The sequence below is a fragment of the Methylobacterium sp. FW102-HT35C08 genome, assembly GCF_058790235.1.
In genome coordinates, this window is sequence record NZ_JBYTCL010000002.1 from 2,085,906 (window position 1) to 2,109,192 (window position 23,287).

The 23,287-nt window shown below is 71.0% G+C and carries 24 protein-coding genes and 2 tRNA genes; 17 read left to right on the top strand and 9 right to left on the bottom strand.

The window, feature by feature from the left end; all coding sequences use genetic code 11:
* Position 1: 1 nt before the first annotated feature.
* The 3 genes from AC3WSN_RS09860 to AC3WSN_RS09870 are packed head-to-tail and all read right to left on the bottom strand — an operon-like array spanning position 2 to position 1,654.
* On the bottom strand, positions 2 to 649 hold the full coding sequence (locus tag AC3WSN_RS09860; RefSeq protein ID WP_192708295.1) for an NADH-quinone oxidoreductase subunit C: 648 nt from the start codon (positions 647 to 649) through the stop codon (positions 2 to 4).
* A gap of 9 nt (positions 650 to 658) precedes the next feature.
* The gene (locus tag AC3WSN_RS09865; protein ID WP_010686017.1) at positions 659 to 1,246 is read right to left on the bottom strand and encodes a NuoB/complex I 20 kDa subunit family protein; all 588 of its coding nucleotides are present in this window, start codon (positions 1,244 to 1,246) and stop codon (positions 659 to 661) included.
* Between the two features lie 42 nt (positions 1,247 to 1,288).
* Entirely contained in the window at positions 1,289 to 1,654 is a 366-nt protein-coding gene (locus tag AC3WSN_RS09870; protein ID WP_007560754.1) for an NADH-quinone oxidoreductase subunit A, read from the bottom strand.
* Positions 1,655 to 1,981: 327 nt separating this feature from the next.
* Here AC3WSN_RS09870 and AC3WSN_RS09875 point away from each other — a divergent pair.
* A tRNA-Asp gene (locus tag AC3WSN_RS09875) sits at positions 1,982 to 2,058 on the top strand.
* 98 nt (positions 2,059 to 2,156) lie between these two features.
* On the opposite strand, the gene AC3WSN_RS09880 is transcribed toward AC3WSN_RS09875, so the two are convergent.
* Entirely contained in the window at positions 2,157 to 3,059 is a 903-nt protein-coding gene (locus AC3WSN_RS09880) for an EamA family transporter (protein ID WP_492537635.1), read from the bottom strand.
* Between the two features lie 29 nt (positions 3,060 to 3,088).
* Positions 3,089 to 3,391 carry a DUF1127 domain-containing protein gene (locus AC3WSN_RS09885; RefSeq protein ID WP_192708293.1) on the bottom strand — a complete coding sequence of 101 codons (303 nt, stop codon included), beginning with the start codon at positions 3,389 to 3,391 and terminating at the stop codon, positions 3,089 to 3,091.
* A gap of 113 nt (positions 3,392 to 3,504) precedes the next feature.
* On the opposite strand from AC3WSN_RS09885, the gene AC3WSN_RS09890 reads away from it, so the two are divergent.
* On the top strand, positions 3,505 to 4,896 hold the full coding sequence (locus tag AC3WSN_RS09890; RefSeq protein WP_492537637.1) for an aminotransferase-like domain-containing protein: 1,392 nt from the start codon (positions 3,505 to 3,507) through the stop codon (positions 4,894 to 4,896).
* A 90-nt stretch (positions 4,897 to 4,986) separates the two neighbouring features.
* Here the strand turns inward: AC3WSN_RS09890 and AC3WSN_RS09895 are convergent, their stop codons facing one another.
* The gene (locus AC3WSN_RS09895; RefSeq protein WP_492537639.1) at positions 4,987 to 6,312 is read right to left on the bottom strand and encodes a sensor histidine kinase; all 1,326 of its coding nucleotides are present in this window, start codon (positions 6,310 to 6,312) and stop codon (positions 4,987 to 4,989) included.
* Positions 6,312 to 6,977 carry a response regulator transcription factor gene (locus AC3WSN_RS09900; RefSeq protein ID WP_492537641.1) on the bottom strand — a complete coding sequence of 222 codons (666 nt, stop codon included), beginning with the start codon at positions 6,975 to 6,977 and terminating at the stop codon, positions 6,312 to 6,314. Before AC3WSN_RS09900 ends, AC3WSN_RS09895 begins: the two co-directional genes overlap by 1 nt.
* Positions 6,978 to 7,449: 472 nt before the next feature.
* On the opposite strand from AC3WSN_RS09900, the gene AC3WSN_RS09905 reads away from it, so the two are divergent.
* The 10 genes from AC3WSN_RS09905 to AC3WSN_RS09950 all read left to right on the top strand — a co-directional run bounded on the left by AC3WSN_RS09905 (position 7,450) and on the right by AC3WSN_RS09950 (position 17,234).
* Positions 7,450 to 8,067, top strand: a complete 618-nt coding sequence (locus tag AC3WSN_RS09905) for a DNA-binding protein (protein ID WP_492537643.1) — start codon at positions 7,450 to 7,452, stop codon at positions 8,065 to 8,067.
* 169 nt (positions 8,068 to 8,236) lie between these two features.
* Positions 8,237 to 8,518, top strand: a complete 282-nt coding sequence (locus tag AC3WSN_RS09910) for a hypothetical protein (RefSeq protein WP_492537645.1) — start codon at positions 8,237 to 8,239, stop codon at positions 8,516 to 8,518.
* Positions 8,519 to 8,597: 79 nt separating this feature from the next.
* The gene (locus AC3WSN_RS09915) at positions 8,598 to 10,349 is read left to right on the top strand and encodes an ABC transporter ATP-binding protein (protein WP_492537647.1); all 1,752 of its coding nucleotides are present in this window, start codon (positions 8,598 to 8,600) and stop codon (positions 10,347 to 10,349) included.
* Between the two features lie 82 nt (positions 10,350 to 10,431).
* The gene (locus AC3WSN_RS09920; RefSeq protein ID WP_492537649.1) at positions 10,432 to 11,307 is read left to right on the top strand and encodes an aldose 1-epimerase family protein; all 876 of its coding nucleotides are present in this window, start codon (positions 10,432 to 10,434) and stop codon (positions 11,305 to 11,307) included.
* Between the two features lie 3 nt (positions 11,308 to 11,310).
* Entirely contained in the window at positions 11,311 to 12,018 is a 708-nt protein-coding gene (locus AC3WSN_RS09925; protein WP_492537651.1) for a uroporphyrinogen-III synthase, read from the top strand.
* A 105-nt stretch (positions 12,019 to 12,123) separates the two neighbouring features.
* Positions 12,124 to 14,319 carry a COG4223 family protein gene (locus AC3WSN_RS09930; RefSeq protein ID WP_492537652.1) on the top strand — a complete coding sequence of 732 codons (2,196 nt, stop codon included), beginning with the start codon at positions 12,124 to 12,126 and terminating at the stop codon, positions 14,317 to 14,319.
* A gap of 125 nt (positions 14,320 to 14,444) precedes the next feature.
* A complete protein-coding gene (locus AC3WSN_RS09935) occupies positions 14,445 to 16,001 on the top strand; it encodes a heme biosynthesis protein HemY (protein ID WP_492537654.1) in 1,557 nt (518 codons plus the stop codon).
* 216 nt (positions 16,002 to 16,217) lie between these two features.
* Complete coding sequence (locus AC3WSN_RS09940; RefSeq protein ID WP_192708282.1) at positions 16,218 to 16,652, top strand: NUDIX hydrolase; 435 nt, start codon at positions 16,218 to 16,220, stop codon at positions 16,650 to 16,652.
* 102 nt (positions 16,653 to 16,754) lie between these two features.
* A tRNA-Thr gene (locus tag AC3WSN_RS09945) sits at positions 16,755 to 16,829 on the top strand.
* A gap of 123 nt (positions 16,830 to 16,952) precedes the next feature.
* The gene (locus AC3WSN_RS09950) at positions 16,953 to 17,234 is read left to right on the top strand and encodes a hypothetical protein (protein WP_192708198.1); all 282 of its coding nucleotides are present in this window, start codon (positions 16,953 to 16,955) and stop codon (positions 17,232 to 17,234) included.
* A gap of 29 nt (positions 17,235 to 17,263) precedes the next feature.
* On the opposite strand, the gene AC3WSN_RS09955 is transcribed toward AC3WSN_RS09950, so the two are convergent.
* Positions 17,264 to 17,896 (bottom strand): Crp/Fnr family transcriptional regulator, encoded by a 633-nt coding sequence (locus tag AC3WSN_RS09955; protein WP_492537657.1) that lies wholly within the window; start codon positions 17,894 to 17,896, stop codon positions 17,264 to 17,266.
* A 701-nt stretch (positions 17,897 to 18,597) separates the two neighbouring features.
* On the opposite strand from AC3WSN_RS09955, the gene AC3WSN_RS09960 reads away from it, so the two are divergent.
* On the top strand, positions 18,598 to 19,455 hold the full coding sequence (locus AC3WSN_RS09960; RefSeq protein ID WP_192708196.1) for a manganese catalase family protein: 858 nt from the start codon (positions 18,598 to 18,600) through the stop codon (positions 19,453 to 19,455).
* A gap of 89 nt (positions 19,456 to 19,544) precedes the next feature.
* Complete coding sequence (locus AC3WSN_RS09965) at positions 19,545 to 19,862, top strand: metal-sensitive transcriptional regulator (RefSeq protein WP_238196998.1); 318 nt, start codon at positions 19,545 to 19,547, stop codon at positions 19,860 to 19,862.
* An 18-nt stretch (positions 19,863 to 19,880) separates the two neighbouring features.
* Here the strand turns inward: AC3WSN_RS09965 and AC3WSN_RS09970 are convergent, their stop codons facing one another.
* On the bottom strand, positions 19,881 to 20,126 hold the full coding sequence (locus AC3WSN_RS09970) for a hypothetical protein (protein WP_192708194.1): 246 nt from the start codon (positions 20,124 to 20,126) through the stop codon (positions 19,881 to 19,883).
* A 296-nt stretch (positions 20,127 to 20,422) separates the two neighbouring features.
* On the opposite strand from AC3WSN_RS09970, the gene AC3WSN_RS09975 reads away from it, so the two are divergent.
* From AC3WSN_RS09975 to cyoA, 3 genes are all read left to right on the top strand, one after another.
* A complete protein-coding gene (locus AC3WSN_RS09975; RefSeq protein WP_192708193.1) occupies positions 20,423 to 21,172 on the top strand; it encodes a sigma-70 family RNA polymerase sigma factor in 750 nt (249 codons plus the stop codon).
* Between the two features lie 80 nt (positions 21,173 to 21,252).
* Positions 21,253 to 21,669: an energy transducer TonB gene (locus AC3WSN_RS09980; protein WP_492537660.1), complete on the top strand. Its 417-nt coding sequence runs from the start codon at positions 21,253 to 21,255 to the stop codon at positions 21,667 to 21,669.
* 656 nt (positions 21,670 to 22,325) lie between these two features.
* Positions 22,326 to 23,228 (top strand): ubiquinol oxidase subunit II, encoded by a 903-nt coding sequence (gene cyoA / locus AC3WSN_RS09985; RefSeq protein ID WP_492537662.1) that lies wholly within the window; start codon positions 22,326 to 22,328, stop codon positions 23,226 to 23,228.
* Positions 23,229 to 23,287: the final 59 nt, after the last annotated feature.

Consider the following 23,287-nt stretch of genomic DNA (forward strand, 5'->3'; position numbering starts at 1 on the left):
CTCAGGCCGACTTCTTCTCGTCGCCCGGCAGCACGTAATCCGTGCCTTCCCAGGGCGAGAGGAAATCGAAGTTCCGGAATTCCTGCGTCAGCTTCACCGGCTCGTAGACGACCCGCGCCTGATCCTGGTCGTAGCGGACCTCGACGAAGCCGGTGAGCGGGAAGTCCTTGCGCAGGGGATGCCCCTCGAACCCGTAATCGGTGAGCAGGCGGCGCAGATCGGGATGGCCCGAGAACAGGATCCCGTAGAGGTCGTAGGTCTCGCGCTCGTACCAGTTTGCCGCCGGGAAGACCTCGATCACCGACGGGACGGGCGTCACCTCGTCGGTCTGCACCTTCACGCGGATGCGCAGGTTATGGCGCAGCGACAGCAGGTGGTAGACGACGTCGAACCGCTTCTCGCGCTGCGGGTAGTCCACGCCGCAAATGTCGATGAAGTTGCGGAACGCGCAGGCTGGATCGTCGCGCAGGTAGGTGAGCGCGTAGACGATGTCGGACGCCTGGATCACCAGTGTCAGCTCGCCGAACGCGATGGTGTGCGACACCACCGCCGGCCCCAGGGCGCCGACGACGCGCTCGGCCATGGCCGCGACCGCGTCCTCGCCGTAGACCGGCTGGGTGTGGGGGAGGATCGAGATGCCGTTCGTCATGGCCGCTCCTCAGCGCTCGATCGTGCCGGTCCGGCGGATCTTCTTCTGCAGCAGCAGCACACCGTAGAGCAGCGCCTCGGCGGTGGGCGGGCAGCCGGGCACGTAGATGTCAACCGGCACCACCCGGTCGCAGCCGCGCACGACAGAGTAGGAATAGTGATAGTAGCCGCCGCCGTTGGCGCAGGAGCCCATCGAGATGACGTAGCGGGGCTCCGGCATCTGGTCGTAGACCTTGCGCAGCGCCGGGGCCATCTTGTTGGTCAGGGTGCCGGCGACGATCATCACGTCGGACTGACGCGGCGAGCCGCGGGGCGCGAAGCCGAATCGCTCGCAATCGTAGCGCGGCATCGACATCTGCATCATCTCGACCGCGCAGCAGGCGAGACCGAAGGTCATCCACATCAGCGAGCCCGTGCGGGCCCAGTTGATCAGCTCGTCCGTGGTGGTGAGCAGGAAGCCCCGGTCGGCCAGCTCGTCGCTGATCGACAGGAAGGTCGGGTCGTCCGCGCCGATCGGGCGGCCGGTGTTGGGATCGATGATCCCCTTCGGCTGGGGCGCGATCGCGGGAGCGCGGTTGGTATCGGTGATCAGGGCCATCGGCGACTCAAGAATTCTGTGCGGGCAGCGAGCGGCGAGATCTCAGTCCCATTCGAGGGCGCCCTTGCGCCACTCGTAGACGAAGCCGACGGTCAGCACGCCCAGGAAGACGATCATCGACCAGAAGCCGAACCAGCCCAGATCCCCGAAGGTGATCGCCCAGGGGAACAGGAACGCGACCTCAAGGTCGAAGATGATGAACAGGATGGCGACGAGGTAGAAGCGCACGTCGAACTTCATGCGGGCGTCGTCGAACGCGTTGAAGCCGCACTCGTAGGCCGACAGCTTCTCCGGGTCGGGGCTTTTGAACGCCACGAGGAACGGTACGACCAGCAGAGCTGTGGCGATGAACAGCGCCACGCCGATGAACACGATGAGCGGCAGGTAATCCGCCAACAATCCGGTCATGCCAGGGCCTCGCGAGACGTAGGAAACCGCGGTGCGACGCCGACCCGGACTCGCCCGTGGAATTGTTCTTATGCCAGGATGCGCGCGGCCGGAGGCTTAGTCGAGCCGCCGGCCCGTGACAATGGCTTGTCGCGTCGCACAAAGCGCGCTGTCAGTGCTCCCCTGAAATGGGGTTGGGCAGCATGCCTGCAACACGACGGAAGCGCGCAGGTGCCGCGTGTCGCGGGTCAGCCGAATCCGACGCGGATGCGCTTGACAGGTCCCGAAGCGCCCCATAAACCCCGCCCCGTCGCCGGGCGAAACGCCCCTTCGAGGCGACCACGCCGTGCGGGCGTAGCTCAGTTGGTTAGAGTGCCGGCCTGTCACGCCGGAGGTCGCGGGTTCGAGCCCCGTCGCCCGCGCCACGTCCCTTTCTCCCATCAAGCCAGATTCGGTTCCCGAGTTGCGGGCATTTCTGCGTCTGGTTCCCAGGCGCCGTGGAATGCCGTGCGGATCGGCCGATCTACGCCGCCTGCGCTGGCGGCGCCGGCCGCGACGCCCTGTCGGATCCGGACCGTCGCCCGCCGCGCAGGCTCAGCGCGATGCCCATCAGGATGAGCCCGCCCCCGGCCAGGATGTCGGCGCTCAGCGGCTCGCCCAGCACGAAATGCGTGCTCAGGATTCCCGCCACTGGCACCAGCAGCGCGAAGGGCGTGACGGTGGCCGCGGGGTAGCGGGTCAGGAGCCGGTTCCAGAGACCGAAGGCGAGGAGTGTCGTCGGGTAGGCCTGGAAGACGATGGATCCGATCGCCGCCCAGCTGGGGTGCGTCAGCGCCGTGAGGGAGGCAGGCCCTTCCACGATAAGCGACAGGGCAAGAAGCGGCGGCGTGGTGGCGAGGCTGCCCCAGACCATCAGGGCCAGCATGTCGACCCGGCCGATCCGCTTCACGATGATGTTCGCGCTGGCCCAGCCCAGGGCCGCGCCGACGACCATCAGCAATGGCCCCAGCGGGGCGACTCCGCCTCGCCCGAGCGCGACCGCGACGACGCCGAGGAGCGCGACCGCGCCGCCCAGCATCTGAAGGATCCGCGGGCGCTCCTCCAGCACGGCCCAGGCGAGCGCCACGGTGAACGGCGCCTGGATCTGGATCAGCAGTGACGACAGGCCGGCCGGCATCCCGAGCCGGATCCCGCTCAGCAGCAGCCCGAACTGGCCGACGCCGAGGGCAAGCCCGAACGCCGCCACCAGCACGCCGGGCGCGCGGGGCGGCCGGATCACAAAGGCCGCCGGCACCGCCGCGAAGGCGAAGCGCAGGGCGCACAGCATCAGCGGCGGGACTGTTTCCAGGCCGGCCTTGATGGCCACGAAGGCCAGCCCGAGGATCGTAACCACCAAGAGGGCGGCCAGCACGTCGCGCAGCGTCATGGGCGGATCTTACGATCCTGCCCGCGCAGTCACCACCGGCGCGCCGCCCGCGCCGTCCGGCGCTCGTCGCGGCGGCCGACGAGCAGGTGAATGGCATCGCTGGCGCCCGGCGCGCAGGCATCCGCCACGTCCTGCGGCGTCAGCCCGATATCCTTCAGTTCGCGCTCCGACAGCGTCGAGAGCCGCTGCAGGACGCGGCGGTTCATGGCCGCGCGCGACAGGCCGGCCCGCACCTCGGCCGCCCATTTGGCCACCCATGCGGCGAACAGCGTGGCCGCACGGGTGATCCACGGGGTCTGCGCCTTGGCAGTCTCGGATAGGCACCGGTCCATGATCCCCTCCTCCATCTCTCTGGGGCCGGGCGATCCTGGCCGTCCGGGGCTGGCGGCGACAGGAACACTTCGGTACGGTTTGGAAGAATTGTCCGGACGAACGAGCAGTACGGATGTCGATCGCAGTCAGAAGTCCCGGGACCCGCGTCGAGGCCGTGATTGGCGAGATCCGCGAGCGGATCGCGGCGCGGCGGCTCGTCCCGGGCGTGCGCATCCCGTCGGTGCGCGCCTTCGCGGACACGATGGGGGTGTCGAAATCGACCGTCGTGGAGGCCTATGAGCGGCTCGCCGCCGAGGGCGCCGTGGTGGCCCGGCCGGGCTCCGGCTTCTACGTCGCCGGCAAGACGCGGCCGCTCTCGCTGCAGGCGATGGGGCCGCGGCTGGACCGGATCGTCGATCCGCTCTGGATCACCCGGCAGGCGCAGCAGGCCGGGTCCGACCAGCTCAAGCCGGGCGCGGGCTGGCTGCCCGATTCCTGGATGCCCCACGAGGCGATCCGGCGGGGCCTGCGCCGGGTGGCCCGAGCCGATCTGGCCGAGATGACCAATTACGACCGGCCGCTCGGCTATGAGCCCCTGCGCAACCAGATCGCCCGCAAGGTCGGCGAGAAGGGCGTCGGCGCCGAGCCCGACCAGATCGTGCTGGTCGAATCGGCCACCCAGGCGCTCGATCTCGTCTGCCGCTTCCTGCTCCAGCCGGGCGACACCGTGCTGGTGGATGATCCCTGCTACTTCAATTTCCTGGCGCTGCTGCGCGCGCAGCGGGTCGCGGTGGTCGGGGTGCCGATGACGCCGGAGGGCCCGGACCTGCGGGCGCTCGCGACCCTGCTGGAACGGCACCGGCCGCGCTTCTACCTGACCAACGCGGCGCTGCAGAACCCGACCGGGGCGAGCCTCGCGCCGAATGTGGCGCACCGGCTCCTGAAGCTGTGCGAGGCGCACGACACGCTCATCGTCGAGGACGAGATCTTCGGCGACCTCGAACCCGAGGCGGCGCCGCGGCTCGCCGGCTTCGACGGGCTGGAGCGGGTGATCCAGATCGGCAGCTTCTCCAAGACCCTCTCGGCCGCCGCCCGCTGCGGCTGGATCGCGCTCCGGGCGGACTGGGTCGAGCCGTTGGTCGATCTCAAGCTGGCGCTGAGCCTCGGCAACGGCCACGTCACGGCGGCGCTGGTGCACACGCTGATCAGCGAGGGCGCCTATCGGCGCCACCTCGCCGAGACCCGCCGCCGCATCGCCGGGGCGATGGTGCAGGCCTCCGCGGAATTGCGCGCCTGCGGCCTGGAACCCTGGTCGCAGCCTAGGGGCGGGTTCTTCCTGTGGATGCGCCTGCCGGACGGGCGCGACGGGGCCGACGTCGCCCGCCGGGCGCTCGCCCGCGGCATGGTGCTGGCGCCGGGCACCTCGTTCAGCCTGTCGGATGCCTGGAACGGCTACATGCGCTTCAACGTCGCCCATTGCATCGACCCGCGCATCCGGCCGATCCTGCGGGAGGCGCTGGGCTGACAACCGGGGTTTCCTGAGCCGAAGCTCGGACCAAGCCTTTGCCCGGGCCGCTTCGAGGACACGTCATCCTGGGGTCCGGGTTGTGCCGGATCACGCTGGCAGCACCAGCTCCGCCCGCAATCCGCCGAGATCCGACCGCCCGAGGCTCAGCCCGCCGCCGTAGAGTTCGGCGAGTTCCAGGGTGATCGGCAGCCCGAAGCCGTGACCCGGGACGCCCTCATCGAGGCGCCGGCCGCGCGCCATGACGGAGGCGGAGGCCTCGGCGTCGAGGCCCGGCCCGTCATCCTCCACCCGCACGCGGATGCCATCGTCGCGGGCGGCCACGCTGATCCGGACGCGGCTGCGGCACCAGCGGCAGGCATTGTCCACGAGGTTGCCGAGCATCTCGTCGAGATCCTGGCCCTCGCAGGGTACGGAAAGGTCCTCCGGCACGGCGAGATCGATTGCCGCGCCCTTCTCGGCGTAGAGCCGCGCCAGCGCGTCGCGCAGGTCCGAGAGGCGCGGCGCCAGCGGCGTCCGGCGCCGGGTCGAGCCGGCCAGCGCCGCGGCCCGGGCCCGGCGAAGATGATGGCGCACCCGCCGGTCCATGTCGTCCACCTGCCGGCGCAGCGCCCCGTCCGGGTCGCGGGCGGGGTCGGCCAGCGCCATCGACAGGGTGGCGAGCGGTGTCTTGAGGGCATGGGCGAGGTTAGCGACGTGGCCGCGAGCCCGCTCCAGATTCTGCGCGTTCTGGTCGAGGAGCCCGTTGAGTTCGGCCACCACGGGCGCGATCTCGGCGGGCTGGTCCTCCGGCACGCGCTCGCGCCGCCCGGCCCGCACGGCCGCGAGGTCGACCCGTAGGCGCGTCAGCGGCGTGAGACCGAGGCGCACCTGGAACGCCAGCCCAGCGAGCAGGCACAGGCCGAGGATCCCGAGCGCCAGGGCGAGGCTCGTCAGCGCCTCGCGCAGGGGAGCGCGCAATTCGCCCTCCGGCGCGGCCACCACGATGGTCGCGGCCGGCGGCCCCGGCAGGGTGAGCACGCGGGCGACGAGGGGCTCGCCCCGCGGCCCCGTCGCGGAAGCCGGGTGCGGCCGGTCGGACGCGGCTTCTGGCCCCGGATCGGACAGGCGGATGTCACCGCCCCGCAGGGATCCGGAGCGAATCGTCTCGGGCCCGCGGCGCACCTCCCAGGCCCAGCCGGGACCGGGCCGGTCGAACGGCGGCGTGTCGAGGCTCCCGGGCAGGATTCCGGCTTCGAGCCCGGTCCGCAGGGCAGTGATCTGCGCATCCAGCCGCCCGTCGAGCTGCCCGCGCACGAACCGGTGCAGGATCACCCCGATGGCGAGGCCGGCCACCAGCAGGGCCGCCAGCACCAGCACCAGGGCGGCGGCGAGCAGGCGGGCGCGGAGCGACCGGCGCGGCGTCGCGTCCGACATCAGGCGGGTTCCGCGTGCAGGTGGTAGCCATGGCCGCGCACGTTCTCGATCCGGGCCGGGGCGATCTTCCGGCGCAGCCGCGTGATGATCACCTCTACGGAGTTCGAATCGACGTCGGCATCGCCCTCGTAGACCCGCTCGATCAGGTGCAGGCGCGGCACTACGGCCTCGCGGTTCAGCGCCAGGCAGGACAGCACCCGCCATTCGAGGCCCGTGAGCTTGAGCGGCAGGCCTTCATGCTCGAAGGCGCCGAGCCCCGGATCGAAGCTCAAGGGGCCGCAGACGATGCGGCTCGCCCCGCCGCCCTGCGACCGGCGCACCAGCGCGCGCAGGCGGATCACCAGCTCCTCTACGCGGACCGGCTTGACGAGGTAATCGTCGGCCCCCGCCTTGAAGGCCGCGACCTTGTCGCTCCAGCCGTCCCGGGCGGTGAGCACCAGCACCGGCAGGGTCTGGCCGGCCCCGCGCCAGGCCCGCAGCACCGATACCCCGTCGCCCTTCGGCAGGCCGAGATCGAGCACGACGGCGTCGTAGCCCTCGGTCTCGCCGAGATGCTGGGCATCCTCGCCGGTGGCGGCGTGGTCGAGGACGAAGTTCTCCGCGCGCAGTACCTTGGCCACCTCGGCGGCGAGGGCCGCGTCGTCCTCCACCAGCAGAATCTTCACCCGTCCCCTCCTCGCTCAGGCCCTCACGCCTTCCGTTGACCGTCGCGCTCCGCTTCCGAGAGGGGGTTGATCCGCCCATCATCACGAGCGGAGCGAAGTGACCCAGGGCAGAGCGACACCCGGACACGTGGCGCCAGCTGGATTGCTGCGCTCCGCTCGCAAAGATTGCGGTGGCAAAGCCATCTGGTTCCTCTCGCCTTGCCACCATGTCGCGGCGGCAAATCCAACCCGGATCGGGCCTTGGCGTCGTGTTCTCATGCGGCCCGGCCGAGGGGACGCGTGCAGGCTCCAACCAGCCGACCAACATCAGCCCGCGCTGCCAAGTCTTTGCGTTCGCACGGGTTCCGTGCGTCACGCTCTAGGCGGCCGGGTTTAACCGGGGCTGAACCGGGCGGTTCAGTCCGGATTGCCGGGGGCGCCTTACGAAGGGGCATCGGATCGAACGGATCCGGACCTCTCGAAGGACCGAACCATGAGCGACGACAAGACGATCGACGGCACTGCGCGGGAAATCCGCGATCCCGAGCCCGCTGGCTCGGCGCGCCGGGCGATCCCCCGGCGGACCTGGGTGGTGGGTGCATTGGCGGCCCCGCTCGCGATGGGCGCGGTGGGCCTGTCCCTGGCGCAGGGGACGTCCTTCCAGCCGACGCAGGTCGAGCCGGTGGCGATCCAGGCGCTGGCGCCCTCCGGGGCGACCGCCATCAAGGGTACGGTGGCCGAGATCTTCGGCAACAAGTTCGTGGTCCAGGATCCGACCGGTCGCGCCCTGGTCGAGACCGGTCGCGAGGGCGAGGACGGCAAGCTCGTCGCCAAGGGCGAGGCCGTCACGGTGCAGGGCCGGTTCGAGACGGGCTTCCTGCACGCCCGGGTCCTGACCCATGGCGACGGGCGCACGATCGTGCTCGGCCCGGCCGGCGGTCCGGCCATGGGCAGCCTGGACTGGGCCAAGGACCGGATCGGCCTCGGGCCGAAGCCCGACCTGCCCGCCCTGACGGCCGCCGTGCAGACGGCCGGCTACAGCGACGTGCGCGTCACCGGCCGCGGCCCGCGCCACCTCGACGTCGCCGCCAGGGACCGCGACGGGCGCTAGCATCAGCTTCATGTCGGCTTCGACGGGCAGGTCCGGGAGAAGCCCGCGCCCGCGCGGCCGCCGGTGTGATCCCCCGCCGGGGGCGGGGTGGCATGCAACCCTTCCCGCCCTGCCGCGTCCTCCTGTCTCTCAGCCGACAGGAGGTGGCGCCGTGGAGCCGATGAAACCGATGGAACCCATGAAGCCCATGGAGCCGATGAAGGGCATGGAGCCCTGGTGGCCGAAGGATCTCGGCGAGCCCGCGACCAGCGGCGCGCAGAACGGGATGAAATACGCCGTCTTCCCCGACAAGAAGCGCCTGCTGATCGAGCGCGACGGGCAGGTCTCGACCTACGACAGCGGCGACCACCGGATCGGCGGCGTGTCGCAGGCGGATGGATCCTCGAAGACGCTGACCTTCGCCAGCCAGGACGGCGACGTCGATCTCGGCTCGCTGAAGAAGCTCGGCTGAGCCCGGCGTGGACAGGCCGGGGCGGCACCCTTAAGCCCGGGCCCGCCATGCGAGCCGCCCCGCCGACCTGTCCGACGCCATGCGCGCGCTGATCGACCTCGTCCGCGCCCTGCGGGCCCCCGACCGGCGGCGCCTCGCCCTGATCGCCCTCGGCCTCGCCGTGGCGGCCCTTCTCGAGGTGGTGGGGGTCGCCGCGGTGATCCCGTTCCTGACGCTGGTCGGCGACCCGTCGGCGGCGACCCGCATCCCCTACCTCGCGCAGACCCGGGCGTTCCTCGGGCTCGCCGACGAGCGCAGCTTCCTGCTGGTGACCGGCGGTGCGGCGCTGGCGGCGATCCTGGTCACGGCCCTGGTCAATGCCGGGCTGACCTACGCGCAGCTCCGCTTCACCCATCTGGCCGGCTACAGCCTCAGCCGGCGGTTGCTGTTCCGCTACCTCGACCGGGAGCGGCTGTTCTTCACGCAGGCCAACAGCGCCGAGCTCGCCAAGAACGTGCTGTCCGAGACCGACCGGCTGGTGATCGGCGCCCTGACGCCCGCCACCGTGCTCGCCTCGCGGGCGAGTTCGGCCCTCGCGGTGATCGCCTTCCTGCTGGCCTACGCGCCGCAGCTCGCGCTGATCCTCGGGGGCGGTTTCGGCGGCCTCTATGTCGGGATCTACATGGTGATGCGGGCCCGCCTCGCCCGGCTCGGCGCCCGGACGGTGGCCGACAACGAGGCGCGCTTCCGCATCGTCCAGGAGACCTTCGGGGCGCTCACCGAGCTGAAGCTCTACGGGCGCGCGGAGGCCTTCGCGGGTCGGTTCGACGCCCCGGCGCGCGCCTACGCGATCGCCACAGCGGCAAGCCAGCTCACCGGCCAGATGCCGCGCTTCGTCATTGAGGCCCTGGCCTTCGGCGGGGTGATCGTGGTGGTGCTGTTCGCGCTGGCGCAAGGCCTGGACGTGGCCGGGATCCTGCCGCTGCTCGGCCTGTTCGCCTTCGCGGGCTATCGGATGCTCCCGGCCTTCCAGAACATCTTCACCTCGGTGGCGCTGATGCGCTTCACCCTGCCGGCGGTGCGGGCGATCGTCGACGAGCTCGCCGACGAGCGGGCGCCCCAGCCCCGCACCGCGGAGCGGCTGCCGTTCACGACGGCGATCCGGATCGAGGGGCTCGGCTTCGATTACGGCACCGGCCGGCCGGCGCTCGCCGGCATCGACCTGACGATCCCGGTCAACACCACGGTCGGGCTCGCGGGCCGCACCGGTTCGGGCAAGACGACGCTCGCCGGCCTGCTCCTCGGGGTGCTGAGCCCCGGCGCGGGGCGGATCACCGTGGACGGCGTCGCCCTCGATCCCGCCACCCTGCCGGCCTGGCAGAACCGGATCGGCTACGTGCCGCAGGAGGTGTTTCTGGTGGACGGCACGGTGGCGGAGAACATCGCCCTCGGTCTCGACGCGCCCGACCTCGCGGCGGTCGAGCGGGCGGCACGGCTCGCCGGCGCCCACGATTTCGTCGCGGCCCTGCCGCACGGCTACGGTGAGCGGGTCGGGGAGCGGGGCGCGCGGCTGTCCGGCGGCCAGCGCCAGCGCATCGGCATCGCCCGGGCGCTCTACCACGACCCGGACGTGATCGTGTTCGACGAGGCGACCTCGGCGCTCGACGACGAGACGCAGGCGGCGGTGATGCGGGCACTGCGCGCCTTGTCGGGCCGGCGGACTTTGATCCTGATCGCCCACCGCCTCTCGACCCTGGAGGGCGCCGACGCGGTCCACGTGCTGGAGGCCGGACGGCTCGTCGCCTCCGGGCCGCCCGAGGCGGTGCTGCCGGGACTCGGCACGGCCGCATGAGGCGCGGCCCGATGAGAGGCGGCCCTTGCCCCCTGCCCTGCATCCGTTACCTCGGCTCTCCGAGGATCAGCGGGAGACCCCTGTGAGCACGCGCATCGACCTGACCGCCCCGGACGGTACCACCGCCGCGCTCTCGACCCACGGCGCCGAGCCGGTCTCCTGGCGAATCGACGGGACTGAGTATCTCTGGAGCGGCGACCCGGAGCACTGGAACCGCCACGCCCCCTGGCTTTTCCCGGTGGTCGGCGCCTCGGCCGGCGGCCACGTGAAGGTCGGCTCCGCGCGCTACCCGATGGGCCAGCACGGCTTCGCCCGCGACCTCCCTTTCCAGGTCATCGAGCAGCGTGCCGATGCCGTGACCCTGTGCCTGACCGACGGTCCTGAGACCCGGGTGCACTACCCGTTCGCCTTCCGGCTCGACGTCGCCGCCCGGGTGCGGCCGGGCGGACTCGACCTCGACGTGACCGTCGGCAATCCCGGCTCCGTGCCCCTGCCCTACGCCCTCGGCTTCCATCCGGCCTACCCATGGCCCTTCGCGGGGGGCACCCGCGCCCGGGACGGCGGCTACGCGGTGGAATTCGAGCAGGCGGAGCGCCCCTTCGCCCCGCAGGTCGGCCCCGGCGGCCTGCTGCTGCGCGACGAGCAGCCGATCCCGCTCGCGGGCGATACCTTGCCCCTCGACCCGGCGATCTTCACCGAGGCCTTCGTGATCCGGAACGCCCGCAGCCGCCGGATGCGCTTCACCGGGCCCGGCAAGGCGATCCGCATGGAGATGGCGGATTTCCCGCATCTCGCGGTCTGGACCAAGCCGACGGCGCCGTTCCTGTCGCTGGAATGCTGGACGGGCTACGCCGACTGGGCCGGCTTCTCCGGGGATCTCACGGAGCGCGACGCGCAACGCCTGCTCGCCCCGGGTGCCGAGGCGCGCCACGGTGTCCGCCTGACACTGGAAGGCTGACCGTTGCGCATCTGGGTGGCGCGGCCCGAGCCGGGTGCGACGCGCACCGGCGCGGCCCTTGCGGCGCGCGGCCACGCGCCGCTCGTGGCCCCCGTGCTCGTGGTGCGACCGACCGGTGCCGCCCTGCCCGACGGTTCGTTCGACGGCCTGCTCCTGACCAGCGCCAACGCGGTGCCGGAGCCGCGGGAGGCCGCGTCCCTGCGGGGTCTGCCGGTCTTCGCGGTCGGGGCGCGGACGGCCGCGCTGGCCGCGGAGGCCGGGCTCGGGCCGGTGCGCGAGGGGCCGGGCGACGCGGCAGGGCTCGCCGCGCTCGCGGCCGGCCTGCTGCCGCCGGGCGCGCGCCTGCTCCACAGGGCCGGCGCCGAGCGCAAGCGCGAGCCGGAGGCGACGCTGATCGCGGCCGGATTCCGGATCGCGACTGTCGTGGCCTATGCCGCCGAGGCCCTGCCCGCCCTGCCTGATGCGGTCGACGGCGCGCTCACCAGCGGCGGGCTCGACGCGGCCCTCCACTATTCCCGGCGCAGCGCCGCCATCACCCTGGCCTTGACGGATGCTGCGGGTCACGGCGGAGCTTTCCGCGCCCTGAAGCATTACTGCCTGTCGGTGGACGTCGCCGCCCCCCTGGAAGCGGTTGGCGTCCCGATCCATTTCGTGGCGGCGCGCCCGCGTGAAGCGGACTTGCTCGACGCCCTTACGCCAAGCCGCACCTGACCGTGCGGTGACAGGGAGACCGGGCCGCCGTATCTCGCCCTCGCGCCGGAGGCCGCCGCGGTGCTAGGGGGGCGCGGCGACGCCGTAGAGTTGGAGGACTTGCCCGTGACGCCACCGCCCAGCGACGCCGACAAGCCCGGCCCCGGCGGCCGGAAGCCGGACCCCGTGACCGCGAAGCCCGGTCAGGGCACTCCGTCCGCGACGGACAACCGCTCCGCGGGCTCCCTGGCCGCCAGCGTAAAGCCGGTTGCACCGGGGCCCTCGGAAGGCGCCAAGCCGAATCCAGGTGCCGGCACGCCGCCCAAGCCGGCAACCGAGCCGGTGGTGGCCGCCAAGCCGGGCACGACCGAGGTGAAGCCCGAGACCGGCAAGCCAGAGACCACCAAGCCGGGTTCCGGGACCGTCATCGCGGACGCCCCGAAGCCGGCGGGGAGCACCGGCGCCCAGCCGGCGGCCGCAAAACCCGACGCCGTCAGGACAGAACTGGGCAAAGTCGATCCGAGCAAGGCTGATCCGGGCAAGATCGAACCTGCCAAGGCGGGCAGCCCGACCTCCGCGTCGCCGGATGCCGCGAAGGCCGCGACCGGCGCGAAGCCTGATCCGACAAAGCCTGACGCCACCAAGGCCGAGCCGCCGAAGGTGGGCCAGCCCGGTTCCGGCCCGCAGCCCGGCAACCGGCCGGGCGAACCTGCGGCTGGGGCCGCCGGCGCGGCGGCCGCGAGTGCCGTGACGGCCGGGCCCATCATCGACCTGAAGGCTAAGCGCGTCCCCGACCCGACGCCCGGCGCCAAGGAGCCGTCGAAGGATGGCGTCAAGGATGCGGCCAAGGAGCCACCGAGGGGACCGATTCCCGCTGATGCGTCGAAGGCCACGACCCCGCCGGTGACCCCGCCCGCGGCCCGCGCCCGGGCCGGGTTCGGCTCGATCGCGGCGGCTGGACTGCTCGGCGGCGTGATCGGGGCGGGCCTGCTGTTCGGGGCCGAGAAGGCCGGTATCGGGCCGGATCCGCGCTTGAACGCCCTCGACCAGAGGCTGTCCAGCCAGCTCGCCTCCCTCGACAAGCGCCTCGACGGGCTCGCCCCGCGTGACGCCCTCGCGGCCCTCGACAAGCGGGTCGCCTCCGCCGAATCAACCGCCAAGCAGGCGCTCGACAAGGCGTCGGGTGCGCCGACGCCGGCCGCGGCTCCGACGGACGGGCAAGCGGCCGGGCAGGCGCAGTCCATCCCGGCCGACCTGGTGGCGCGCCTCGACAGCCTGGACCAGCGCGTGGCCGCCCTTCAGGAGGAGCCCGGCCAGGAGCCCGGCCGCGACCAGCCGGCGGGGGCCAAGCTCAACGCGCTCCAGGACACCACCAAGCAGGTCGCCGACCTCGATGCGCGCCTGAAGGCCCTGGAAGAGAACGGCGCGAACAAGACGGCGGCCGAAGACGCGTCCAAGAAGGTCGCCGCGCTGCAGAGCGAGGTGGAGCAGAAGACGAAGGTGAATGCCGATGCCGACGCCGCCCTCGGTCAGCGGCTCGACGCGCTCCAGCAGAATCTCGACGCGCGGGTGAAGGCCGCCACCGAGGCGGTTCAGGCCGCCACGCAGGCGAGCCGCACGGCCGCCGAGGCCGGACAGGCCCAGGCCGCCGAGGCCGCGAAGGCGGTCGACCGGCGTCTGCAGGAGCAGGCCGATCAGATCGCCGCCCTCGACAAGAGCGTCGCCCAGCGCGCCGAGGTCGGGACCGTCCAGGCCGCCCTGAGGGTGGTCGCGGCCGATCGCGTGGTGTCTGCCCTGGAATCCGGGATGCCCTATGCCGAGCCGCTGGCCACCCTGCGCAAGCTCGATCCGGCGACCGAGGCGCAGACCAAGGCGCTCGCGCCCTTCGCGGGATCGGGCGCCCCCACGGCCGGCCAGCTCGCCGACGGCTTCCGCCCGATCGGCGAGCGGATCGCCGCCAAGAGCCGGGCGCAGCGGGCCAGGAGCGCGGCCGAGACCGGCGATTTCCGCTCCAAGCTCCTGAGCATGGCCGACGGCATCGTGCAGGTGCGCAAGGTCGACGCGCCGGCCCCCGAGGCCCCCGACGATCCGGAAGCCAAGGTTCAGGCCGCCCTCGACCGCGGCGATCTGCCGGCGGCCGATGCGGCCTTCGCGGCCCTGCCGGCCGCGGCGCAGGACGAGGCGGGCGATTTCGGCGCCAAGCTGAAGGCGCGGGCCACCGCCGAGACGGCCGCGCGGACGCTGCTGGATACCGCCTTCAAGGCCCTGCCGGCCGGCAATGCGGCGGCGCCGGCCGCGCCCGCCGCGGCACCGGGACGATAGGATTGTGACGGTCCCGACCCGCGCCGTGCGCGGCTGCAACCTCTCCGGGCGGGCGCGCAGGCGCCCCGCCTCTCCCGTACCCCGCGGCGGCCGCCAGGCGGCCGTCGACAGGAGACTTTGACCCCATGTGGCGCGCCCTCGCCTTCCTGGCCCTGCTCGCACTCGCCGCCTTCGGCGCGGTCTGGATCGCCGACAGGCCCGGTACCGTCACCGTCGTCTGGAACGGCTACCAGATCGGTACCAGCCTGGCGGTCGCCCTCGTCGGCGTGATCGCGGCCGCGATCGTTCTCGGTCTGCTCTGGGCGATCGTGCGCGGCGTGATCAGCCTGCCCGAGGCCCTGGTCCGGGGCTCCGCGGAGAGGCGCCGGGCCAAGGGGCTCTCGGCCCTCTCCCGCGGCATGGTGGCGGTCGGCTCGGGCGATCCGCTGGCGGCGCGCCGCTACGCGGGCGACGCCGAGCGCCTCCTCGGCAGCGAGCCGCTGACCCTGCTGCTCAAGGCGCAGGCGGCGCAGATCTCCGGCGACCGCGACGCCGCCGAGAGCGCCTTCCAGCGCATGGTCGACGATCCGGAGACGCGGGTGCTGGGCCTGCGCGGGCTGTTCGTGGAGGCCCGGCGCCGGGAGGACGAGACCGCCGCCCGCGCCTACGCCACGGAGGCCGCGCGCCTCGCTCCGAGCGTCACCTGGGCCAACGAGGCGCTGCTCGAGGCGCAGAGCGCCGACGGCGACTGGGCCGCGGCCCTGGAGACCATCGAGCGGCGCTCCTCCCTGGGCCTGATCGACAAGGCGAGTGCCCGCCGTCAGAGGGCCGTCCTCCTCACGGCCATCGCGGGCGAGCGCGAGGCCGGCGAGCCGGAGCTGGCCGGCGAGCGCGTGCTGCAGGCGGTCAAGCTCGCGCCCGACCTCGTTCCGGCGGCCTGCATCGCCGGCCGGCTCCTCGCCCGCCGCGGCGACCTCAAGAAGGCCGCCCGCATCGTCGAGGCGGCCTGGAAGGCCAACCCGCATCCCGATCTCGCCAAGGTCTATCTCGGCCTCCGGCCCGGCGATTCGGTCCGCGACCGCCTCGCCCGGGCCGAGACCCTGGCCAAGCTGTCCTCCTGGGATCCGGAGGCCCGACTCGCCGTGGCGCAGGCCGCCCTCGACGCGCGGGATTACGGTCGCGCCCGCGAAGCCGCGAAGCCGCTTCTCGCCGACCGACCGACCGTGCGCGCCTGCCTGATGATGGCGGCGATCGAGGAGGCCGAGCACGGCGCCGCCTCCGGCCAGGCCCGCGAGTGGCTCGCCCGCGCCGCCCGGGCGCCGCGCGATCCCGTCTGGATCGCCGACGGCGTCGCCTCCGACACCTGGGCCCCCGTCTCGCCGGTCACCGGACGTCTCGACGCGTTCGCGTGGCGCGAGCCGCCGAACACCTTGGTGGCCGCGCCCGCCGTGGATCCGGAGCCGGAGCCCAAGCCCGCCGCGCCCGTCCTGGCGCCGGCCGGTCCAAGTGACGGCCTGAACCCGCCGCGCGCAAGCGTAACGGATCGACACGCGAGCGAATCGAAGGCGGCCCCGCTGCCGACCCTCGTGCCGGCCCCCACGAGCGGGGACAAGGCTGCCGGGTCGGACCCCGTTTCGGCCGGCATGGCGGCCGCCGCGCTGCCGGCCTCCGGGGCCGAGCGCGCCGTGCGCAAGATTGGATGACCGGTCTGCCCGGCGCGCAGGGTGCTGCTGCGACGCCGCGAACAGAGGTTCGTGGTGTTCGGTTTAGCCACTATGAGTTGCCGGACCCACGGTACCGTGTAGCTTGTGCGTAGCGTCACCGACCGAGGGTTCGATCATCCGCCGCACCGTACCCGCCCCGGACACGTCCCCACCCCGGTCGGATTCGACGCGGATGCCGCGCGGCGCGGTGCGGCCGTGACGCTTCTCGACGACGACAACGAGCCGCGGCGGCAGGTCGGCGCCCTGCCGTTCCGGCTCGGGCGGGACGGGAAGCCCAAGATCCTGCTCGTGACGTCGCGGGAGAGCCGACGCTGGGTCATCCCGAAGGGCTGGCCCATGAAGGGCCGCAAGCCGTTCCAGGCCGCCGCCCGGGAGGCCTACGAGGAGGCGGGCCTGCGCGGTGCGGTCGGCAAGCGGCCGATCGGCCACTACCTCTATCAGAAGCGGCTGAAGAACCTCGACGCGGTCCTGTGTCAGGTGAAGGTGTTCCCGCTCAAGGTGCGCAAGCAGCTCAAGCATTTTCCCGAGGAGCATCAGCGGGAGCTGCGCTGGTTCACGCCCGCGGAGGCGGCCGAGGCTGTGTCCGAGCCGGGGCTTGCCGCCATCATTCGCGCTGCGTGCCGCACGTAAAGCACGCGGATGCGCAACGCGGCGTTGCCAACGCGTCGGCGATCCGTTATGGCCCCACTCAGCCGGACGGACACGCCCCCCGTGGGGGCGCCCCGGCCACCTGCTGCGGTAGCTCAGTGGTAGAGCACTTCATTGGTAATGAAGAGGTCGAGAGTTCAATCCTCTCTCGCAGCACCAGCACTCTCTCCGATCTTGTAGCCGGTTCGCTGATGCTATGTGTTCCGTGAGAGAGCTCGTCGCAGTCTGAGTTTCCGCTGCGGCCGCCCTGCCGAATCCATGCGCTGAAGGGATCGTGCGGACGTGAATTCGACAGCCCTGATCACGATGCTGGGCCTCGTCATCGGATGGGCCATCCTCGCCGGCGCCGCTGTGGTCACCGGCCGGTTCGCCACCCTGGCCTTCCTGATCCTGACCCTGACCGCCCTCTACCTCTACGTACCGTGGGTGCGCCTGCGCGCCAGCGGGCTCGATGGCTCCAGCCGGCCCGTGCGGTTCTGGACGAACGTCGCCATGCTGGCCGTTAGCTTGGCCGCGTGCCTCGCCTTCGGGATGATGCTCGCCCGCCGGACCGGGTATCTCTGATCGCGCGCAGCCCGGACGACGGGGCAGACTCAAAGAGAATCGGACCAGATCTCCAGATAGGCCGGATCGAACTGCGCGAGTCGTTCCAACCGCGGACGGTCGAGGAGCGTGAGCCGTCCGCTCTTCAGGTGGATCAGCTGGCTGTCACGCAGGTATTTCAGCACGCGGTTGACGTGCACCGACGTCAGCCCGAGCGCGTCCGCAAAATCGTTCTGCGTGATCCGCATCTCGAAACTGTCGTCGGTGACCAGGCCGACGGTCGCCAGCCGCCAGCGCAGCTCGCAGAGCAGATGCGCCATCCGCTCGATACCGACGCGCCGGCCCAGGCTGACGATCCATTCGCGGGCGACGGCCTCGTCGCGCCGCAGGCGGCGGCCCAAGGCTGCGGCGAGGTCCGGGCTGTCGCGAGCGGAGAGCCGCGCGATCGGGATCTCGCCGACCGTGCAGCGGGTGAGTGTGTTGACCGCGTAATCCGCGCGGCTCGCGAGGATCGCACCCAGGTCGCAGAGGTCGCCCGGAACCAGGATGGCGGTGATTTGCCTGCGGCCGTCCCGCAGCATGCGATAGCGGCAGGCGTGACCGGCCAGCAGCAGGTGCGCGACTTCCGGCTCGGCACCGGGCAGCAGCAGGTCGTGCTGCTTCGGGATCGAGCGCTCGCGCACGGGCAGATCGAAGGTTTTCGCGAAGCCGTCCGGGGTGAGCGGGCGGGTCTCTAGGAGGGCTGCCAAATCGGCGATCTGGACGGTGAGCATCGATGCACTCCAAGCCGTTGGCCCCGCGCCGACCGCGGATTAGGCGCGCAGAATAAGATGGCGCATTTTCAAGTATAAGTTCACTCGATGTATTCATGGTAACGGATGATCCTGCATTATATTAAGTGTACGCTACCGTACCGACAGCGAATGCCGTTTTAACTCGCGTCACCACGCGTCGAATACATGCCAAGCTTGGAGATGATGCGGGGCTGGTAAGCGCTGGCGTGCGGGTCGGATTGCGCGGATCGATCCGCCCGGGAGCCTCTTCGCCGCCGGCCCGATCGTCCGCGCGTCAAGCTTCTGCATGGTGAGGGCGCTGCACCCGCAAAATACTAACCTGCGTTGAGGCACATTAACATGCGTTGGTGCCGCATTTCGGCGATCAAGCGCGGCTTTAGGAAATATTTTTGGTCGTTGTAGCTTGATTCAACAGCGAAAAATCGAATCGCGGGCGTCTTGATCGTTCCAAATGTGTTGGAACATCGAACCGAGGTCCTGAAGCCGGGTTGGTCAGGATGCGAAGGCTTATGCTCCCAGGGAGTACCGAGCCCGCGGCCGATCGTGCGGTGAGCTAGGGCGCGCCGTGCCTCTCGCGAGGGACAGACACCATGTATTATCACGACAAGCGACTTCAGTACCCGGTCAAGGTCGACAGCCCGGACCCGATCTATGCCCGGATGCTCCAGCAGGCGATTGGCGGGATCGAGGGCGAGATCCGGGTCTGCATGCAGTACTTCTTCCAGGCCTGGGGCAACCGCGCTCCGACCACGAAGTACCGGGATATGCTGCTCAACACCGCGACCGAGGAACTCGGGCATATCGAGATGCTCGCGACCGCGGTGGCGATGAATCTGGAGAACGCCCCCACCAAGGTGCAGGAGGCCGGGGCCGCCGACGCCATCGTCGGCGCCGTGATGGGCGGCGAGAATCCGCGACACATCGCCGAAGGCATGCTGCACAAGACGCTGCTGTCGGCCGGCATGGCGGCCTTCCCGGGTAATTCCGACGGCCTGCCCTTCGACATGAGCCACATCTACGCCAGCGGCAACATCGCGGCCGACATGTACTGCAACGTCGCCGCCGAGAGCACCGGCCGCGTCCTCGCGGTCCGGCTCTACAACGCCACCAACGATGCCGGCATGCGCGACATGTGGAGCTTCCTCATCGCCCGGGACACGATGCACCAGCAGCAATGGCTGTCGGTGATCGAGGAACTCGGGGGGCACGCCGGCACGCTGCCGATCCCGAACTCCTTCCCGCAGAGCGAGGAGAACCAGAAGTTCAATTATAACTTCTTCTCGACGTCGGCGGACGGCTCGCCGCCCCCGGCCGGCCGCTGGACGCAGGGTCCGTCCCTCGACGGCAAGGGCGAGTTCAGCGTGGTCCAGAACCAGCCCATGGGCGAGGAGCCGGTGCTCGGCCCGGCACGGCCCGACAGCGGGGCCCAGTCCGAGCAGATCGGCTGACGGCGCGGTGCTCCGGAGGCGGATGATCCTTCGGAGCACCGTCCGTTCCCAGGGCCTGACACCGGGTCGGAACAGGGAGGCGCAGAGCGGTGACAAGCGGCACAGTCATCGATGGTCGTGTCTGCCTCGCCCGAACGGACGCGGAGCGCGCTCCGCTGGTTCGGCGGCTGGGGCGGATCGAGGGCCAAGTGCGCGGCCTGCGAGCGATGGTCGAGGCGGATCGGCACTGTCTCGACGAGATCCAGCAGATCCGGGCCGCGACGGCCGCCCTGCGCGAAGTCGGCCTCCTGATCATCGGTCAGCACGTGACGGTGGGGCTCGATCTCGCGCTTCACGCGGCGGATCGGGCGGCGGTGCTGGCGGACCTCGAGCGCGTCCTGCGCGCCGCCATGGCGGAGGCCGGCTAGGCATCGGACGGCTCGGGCTCAGTGCTTCGTGAGCGTCTCGACGACCGCGCCCTGCCCGACCGTCTCGGAGAAGCGGGCCAGCCGGCTCCGGCTCGGCTCGTTCAAGCCGCCGGCATGAGCGAAGGTGGTCAGCGCGATGCCGACGAGGAAGCGGGCCTCCTCCACGGTCACGGCTCGGCCGCTGAGCGTGCTGGCCGCTCCGCGCACGGCCAGGACGGCCTGCTGGAACGCCGGATCGTCCTCGAGGTCGGTCAGTCGGTTCATGGGTGTCGTCCTGAGCTGCGGTCCGGGTAAAGGCGGCGGCGCGGCTCGGATCTCGCAGTCGCGAGGATCTTCCGTGCGTTGCCGCAGACTCGGCGTGGCGGCGGCCAGATTTGGATTGGAAATTCTCTCATCAAAGACGTTGTCCCGCTCCGCATATCTGTCGCGTTGATCATGCTTTGTATCATAGATCAGTCTTATGATCTGCCCATCCGCTGATCTATGTTGCGGCAACATGCCGGTGCCTGGGGATTAATAACCGAACCCGCTCTTTCATCCCTCTCAGGTGATCGGCTGTCATGCTCGAACTCTCGCTCGACGGTGATACAATCGACACGCAGGCGCCCCGGCTCCCCGACAGCGTGCAGTATCACCTCGGCCATCTTCTGGCGGCGACCTACGCGCAGGATTCGGTCGAGCCTTCCATCGCGGACCGCTTCGCCGAACTCCTGACGCTGCTCGATGCCGCGTTCGGCAAGGCGCAGGACGGTCGCGAGAAGGAGTTTCAGACCTCCCTGCTCGCCATGGTGCCGAACCTGCAGCGCTTCGCGCGCTCGCTGCTGCGCAACCATGTCGGGGCCGACGACCTCCTGCAGAACACGCTTCTGCGGGCGTGGCGGTCGCGCGCCAGCTTCGCTCCGGGCACAAACCTGGAGGCGTGGCTGTTCACGATCATGCGCAACCAGTTCTACAACGAGCACCGCAAGCGCGGCCGCGAGGTGCAGGACGAGGATGGCACGCAGGCCGAGCGGATGGTGTCGCTGCCCGAGCAGGGCGGCCACCTGGACTTGAGCGACGTGCGCACCGCCCTCGACCGCCTCGCGCCGTTGATGCGGCAGGCCCTGGTTCTCGTGGCGATCGAGAACCTCACCTACGAAGAGACGGCGGCCGTGATGAATTGCCGGATCGGCACGGTGAAGAGCCGCGTCTGGCGCGCCCGGACACAGCTCGCCGAGATGCTGGGCTACACCGGCCTAGAGGTCGGCAGCGACGACGTCATGCTGGCCGCGGCCGGGCCGAAGGGCCGGAAAGCGGTAACGGTTTCCTGAGCGCACTCGGCTAACCGGGAGTGCGAGAGGCCGGCCGGCGCGTGTCGGGCCGGTCGCCACGCGCCCGGAGCGCCGTCCCTATGTCGTCACGAATGCTCGCCCCGGGGATCGTCGCGGTCGGTCTGCTCCTGGTTCCCTGGGCCGCGCCGGCGCGCGGGGCTGAGGGCCCGAGGGTGCGCGCCTGGATCTCGGACCTCATCACGCGGATCGATGCCGTGGACCGCGCTGGCGCCCGGCCACGATCGGGCCGGCGGGCCGGTACCGTGGTGGTTCACGTGGAGATCGCCGTGGACGGGTCACTGCAGCGGATCGAGATCGAGCGGAGTTCCGGCGTGCCGGACCTCGATCGGCGGGCGCTCCGCGCCGTCCAGGGGGCTGTGCAGGGCAAGGCCGCAGGCTTGGTTCAGGGCGCCGGCCCGCTGGCTCCGCCGCCGGCCGCGCTGCTCGGCGGGGCGGGCGTCGCTGACCTCAGTATCCCGGTCGATCTCGGCCGCTGAGCGTCCGGCAGCCGCTCGGCTCCCCGGACGACCGGGACCGGCCGTCGCTCCAGCGGCAGGGCTGCCGCGTTTGTCGGAGGGACCGGTTGCCTTGCGGGCTCCCCGGGCCAGCGCGGGAGCGCGACGACGACCATGATGGAACCGAGGTAGAAAGCCACGCGGATCAGGATGCCGGTCAGGGCCTGGGCCCAGGCGTGCATCTCGTAGATCGCCGCGCAGCCGAACGTGAAGCAGGCCGCCAGCAGCAGCGCGCTGCCCTGCGCAGTCACGTGCGGCATCCCGAGACGCCGCCTTCTGCGGCGCTCTTCGCGGATCGGGCCGGGATCTCGGCCGGGCGACGGGACGGCTGCATGCGGCACGAACGCGATGGCGGACAGGTCGCGACGTTCGCGCGTTCCCGGCAGCCTTGCCTTCGTTCATGTTAGTATTTGCCGCATGAAAGCATTCCTGGCCGCGGATAAGATCAGAAATGACCAGAGGCAATCTATGTTAAGAAAAAACATCGCCGCAGGACAAATGATGTTATTTTAGGACGAAACCCGCTGATGTACTTCGGGATTGGTCTATCGGGGCAGAGACCGACCGGAGGCTTCGAATGAGCACTCTTCGACCCGTGCGTTCGCGCGCCGTCCGCCCTCCGGCCGCCTGACGGCACGATGCGCCGTCGTCCCGGCCTTCCACTCCGCGCGGTGCTTCTCGCCGCAGCCTTGCCCCTGCTCTCCGGGTGCCAGCAGCACAACATCCTCGACGGGAAAGGTCCCGTCGGGTCGGCCGAGGCGAACATCCTGATCATCGCCACGGTCATCATGCTGGCGATCATCTTACCGACGATGATCGCCACGGTGGTGTTCGCGCTCTGGTACCGGGAATCCAACCCGAAGGCGCTCTACCGGCCCGACTGGGCCTTCTCGGGTCGGATCGAGCTCGTCGTCTGGTCGGTGCCCTTCCTGACCATCGCGTTCCTGGGCGGCATTGCGTGGATCGGCGCGCACCAGCTCGACCCGGCCACGCCGCTCGCCTCCGACAAGAAGCCCCTGGAGGTGCAGGTCGTCTCGCTCGATTGGAAGTGGCTGTTCATCTACCCCGATCAGGGCGTGGCCAGCGTCAACGAGCTGGTCGTGCCGGCCGCCACGCCGGTCAATTTCCGGCTGACCTCCAGCAGCGTCTGGAATTCGTTCTTCGTGCCGAAGCTCGGCAGCATGATCTACACGATGCGGGGCATGGTCACGCGGCTCAACCTCATGGCCGACCAGGAGGGCGAGCTCTACGGCCTGTCGACGCATTTCAGCGGCGACGGCTTCTCCGACATGAACTTCCCGGTGCGGTCGGTCTCGGACGCGGCCTTCGCCGACTGGGTCAACGGCGCGAAGGGCTCGGGGAAGGCCCTCGACCGGGCGGCCTACGCGGAGGTCGCCAAGCAGAGCATCGCCGATGCGCCGCGCAGCTTCGGCTCCGTCGAGCCGGGCCTGTTCGACGGCATCGTCGCGCAGACTGTCCCCCCGGGGCCGGGGCCGGCCGCGGGCGGCGTCGAGGCCGTGCGGCCCAAAGGCGGATCCTGATCAGGGGCGGCTCCTGTCCGAGCCCCCTCCCCGACCGGCAGCGGTTCCAGACCCGAGGA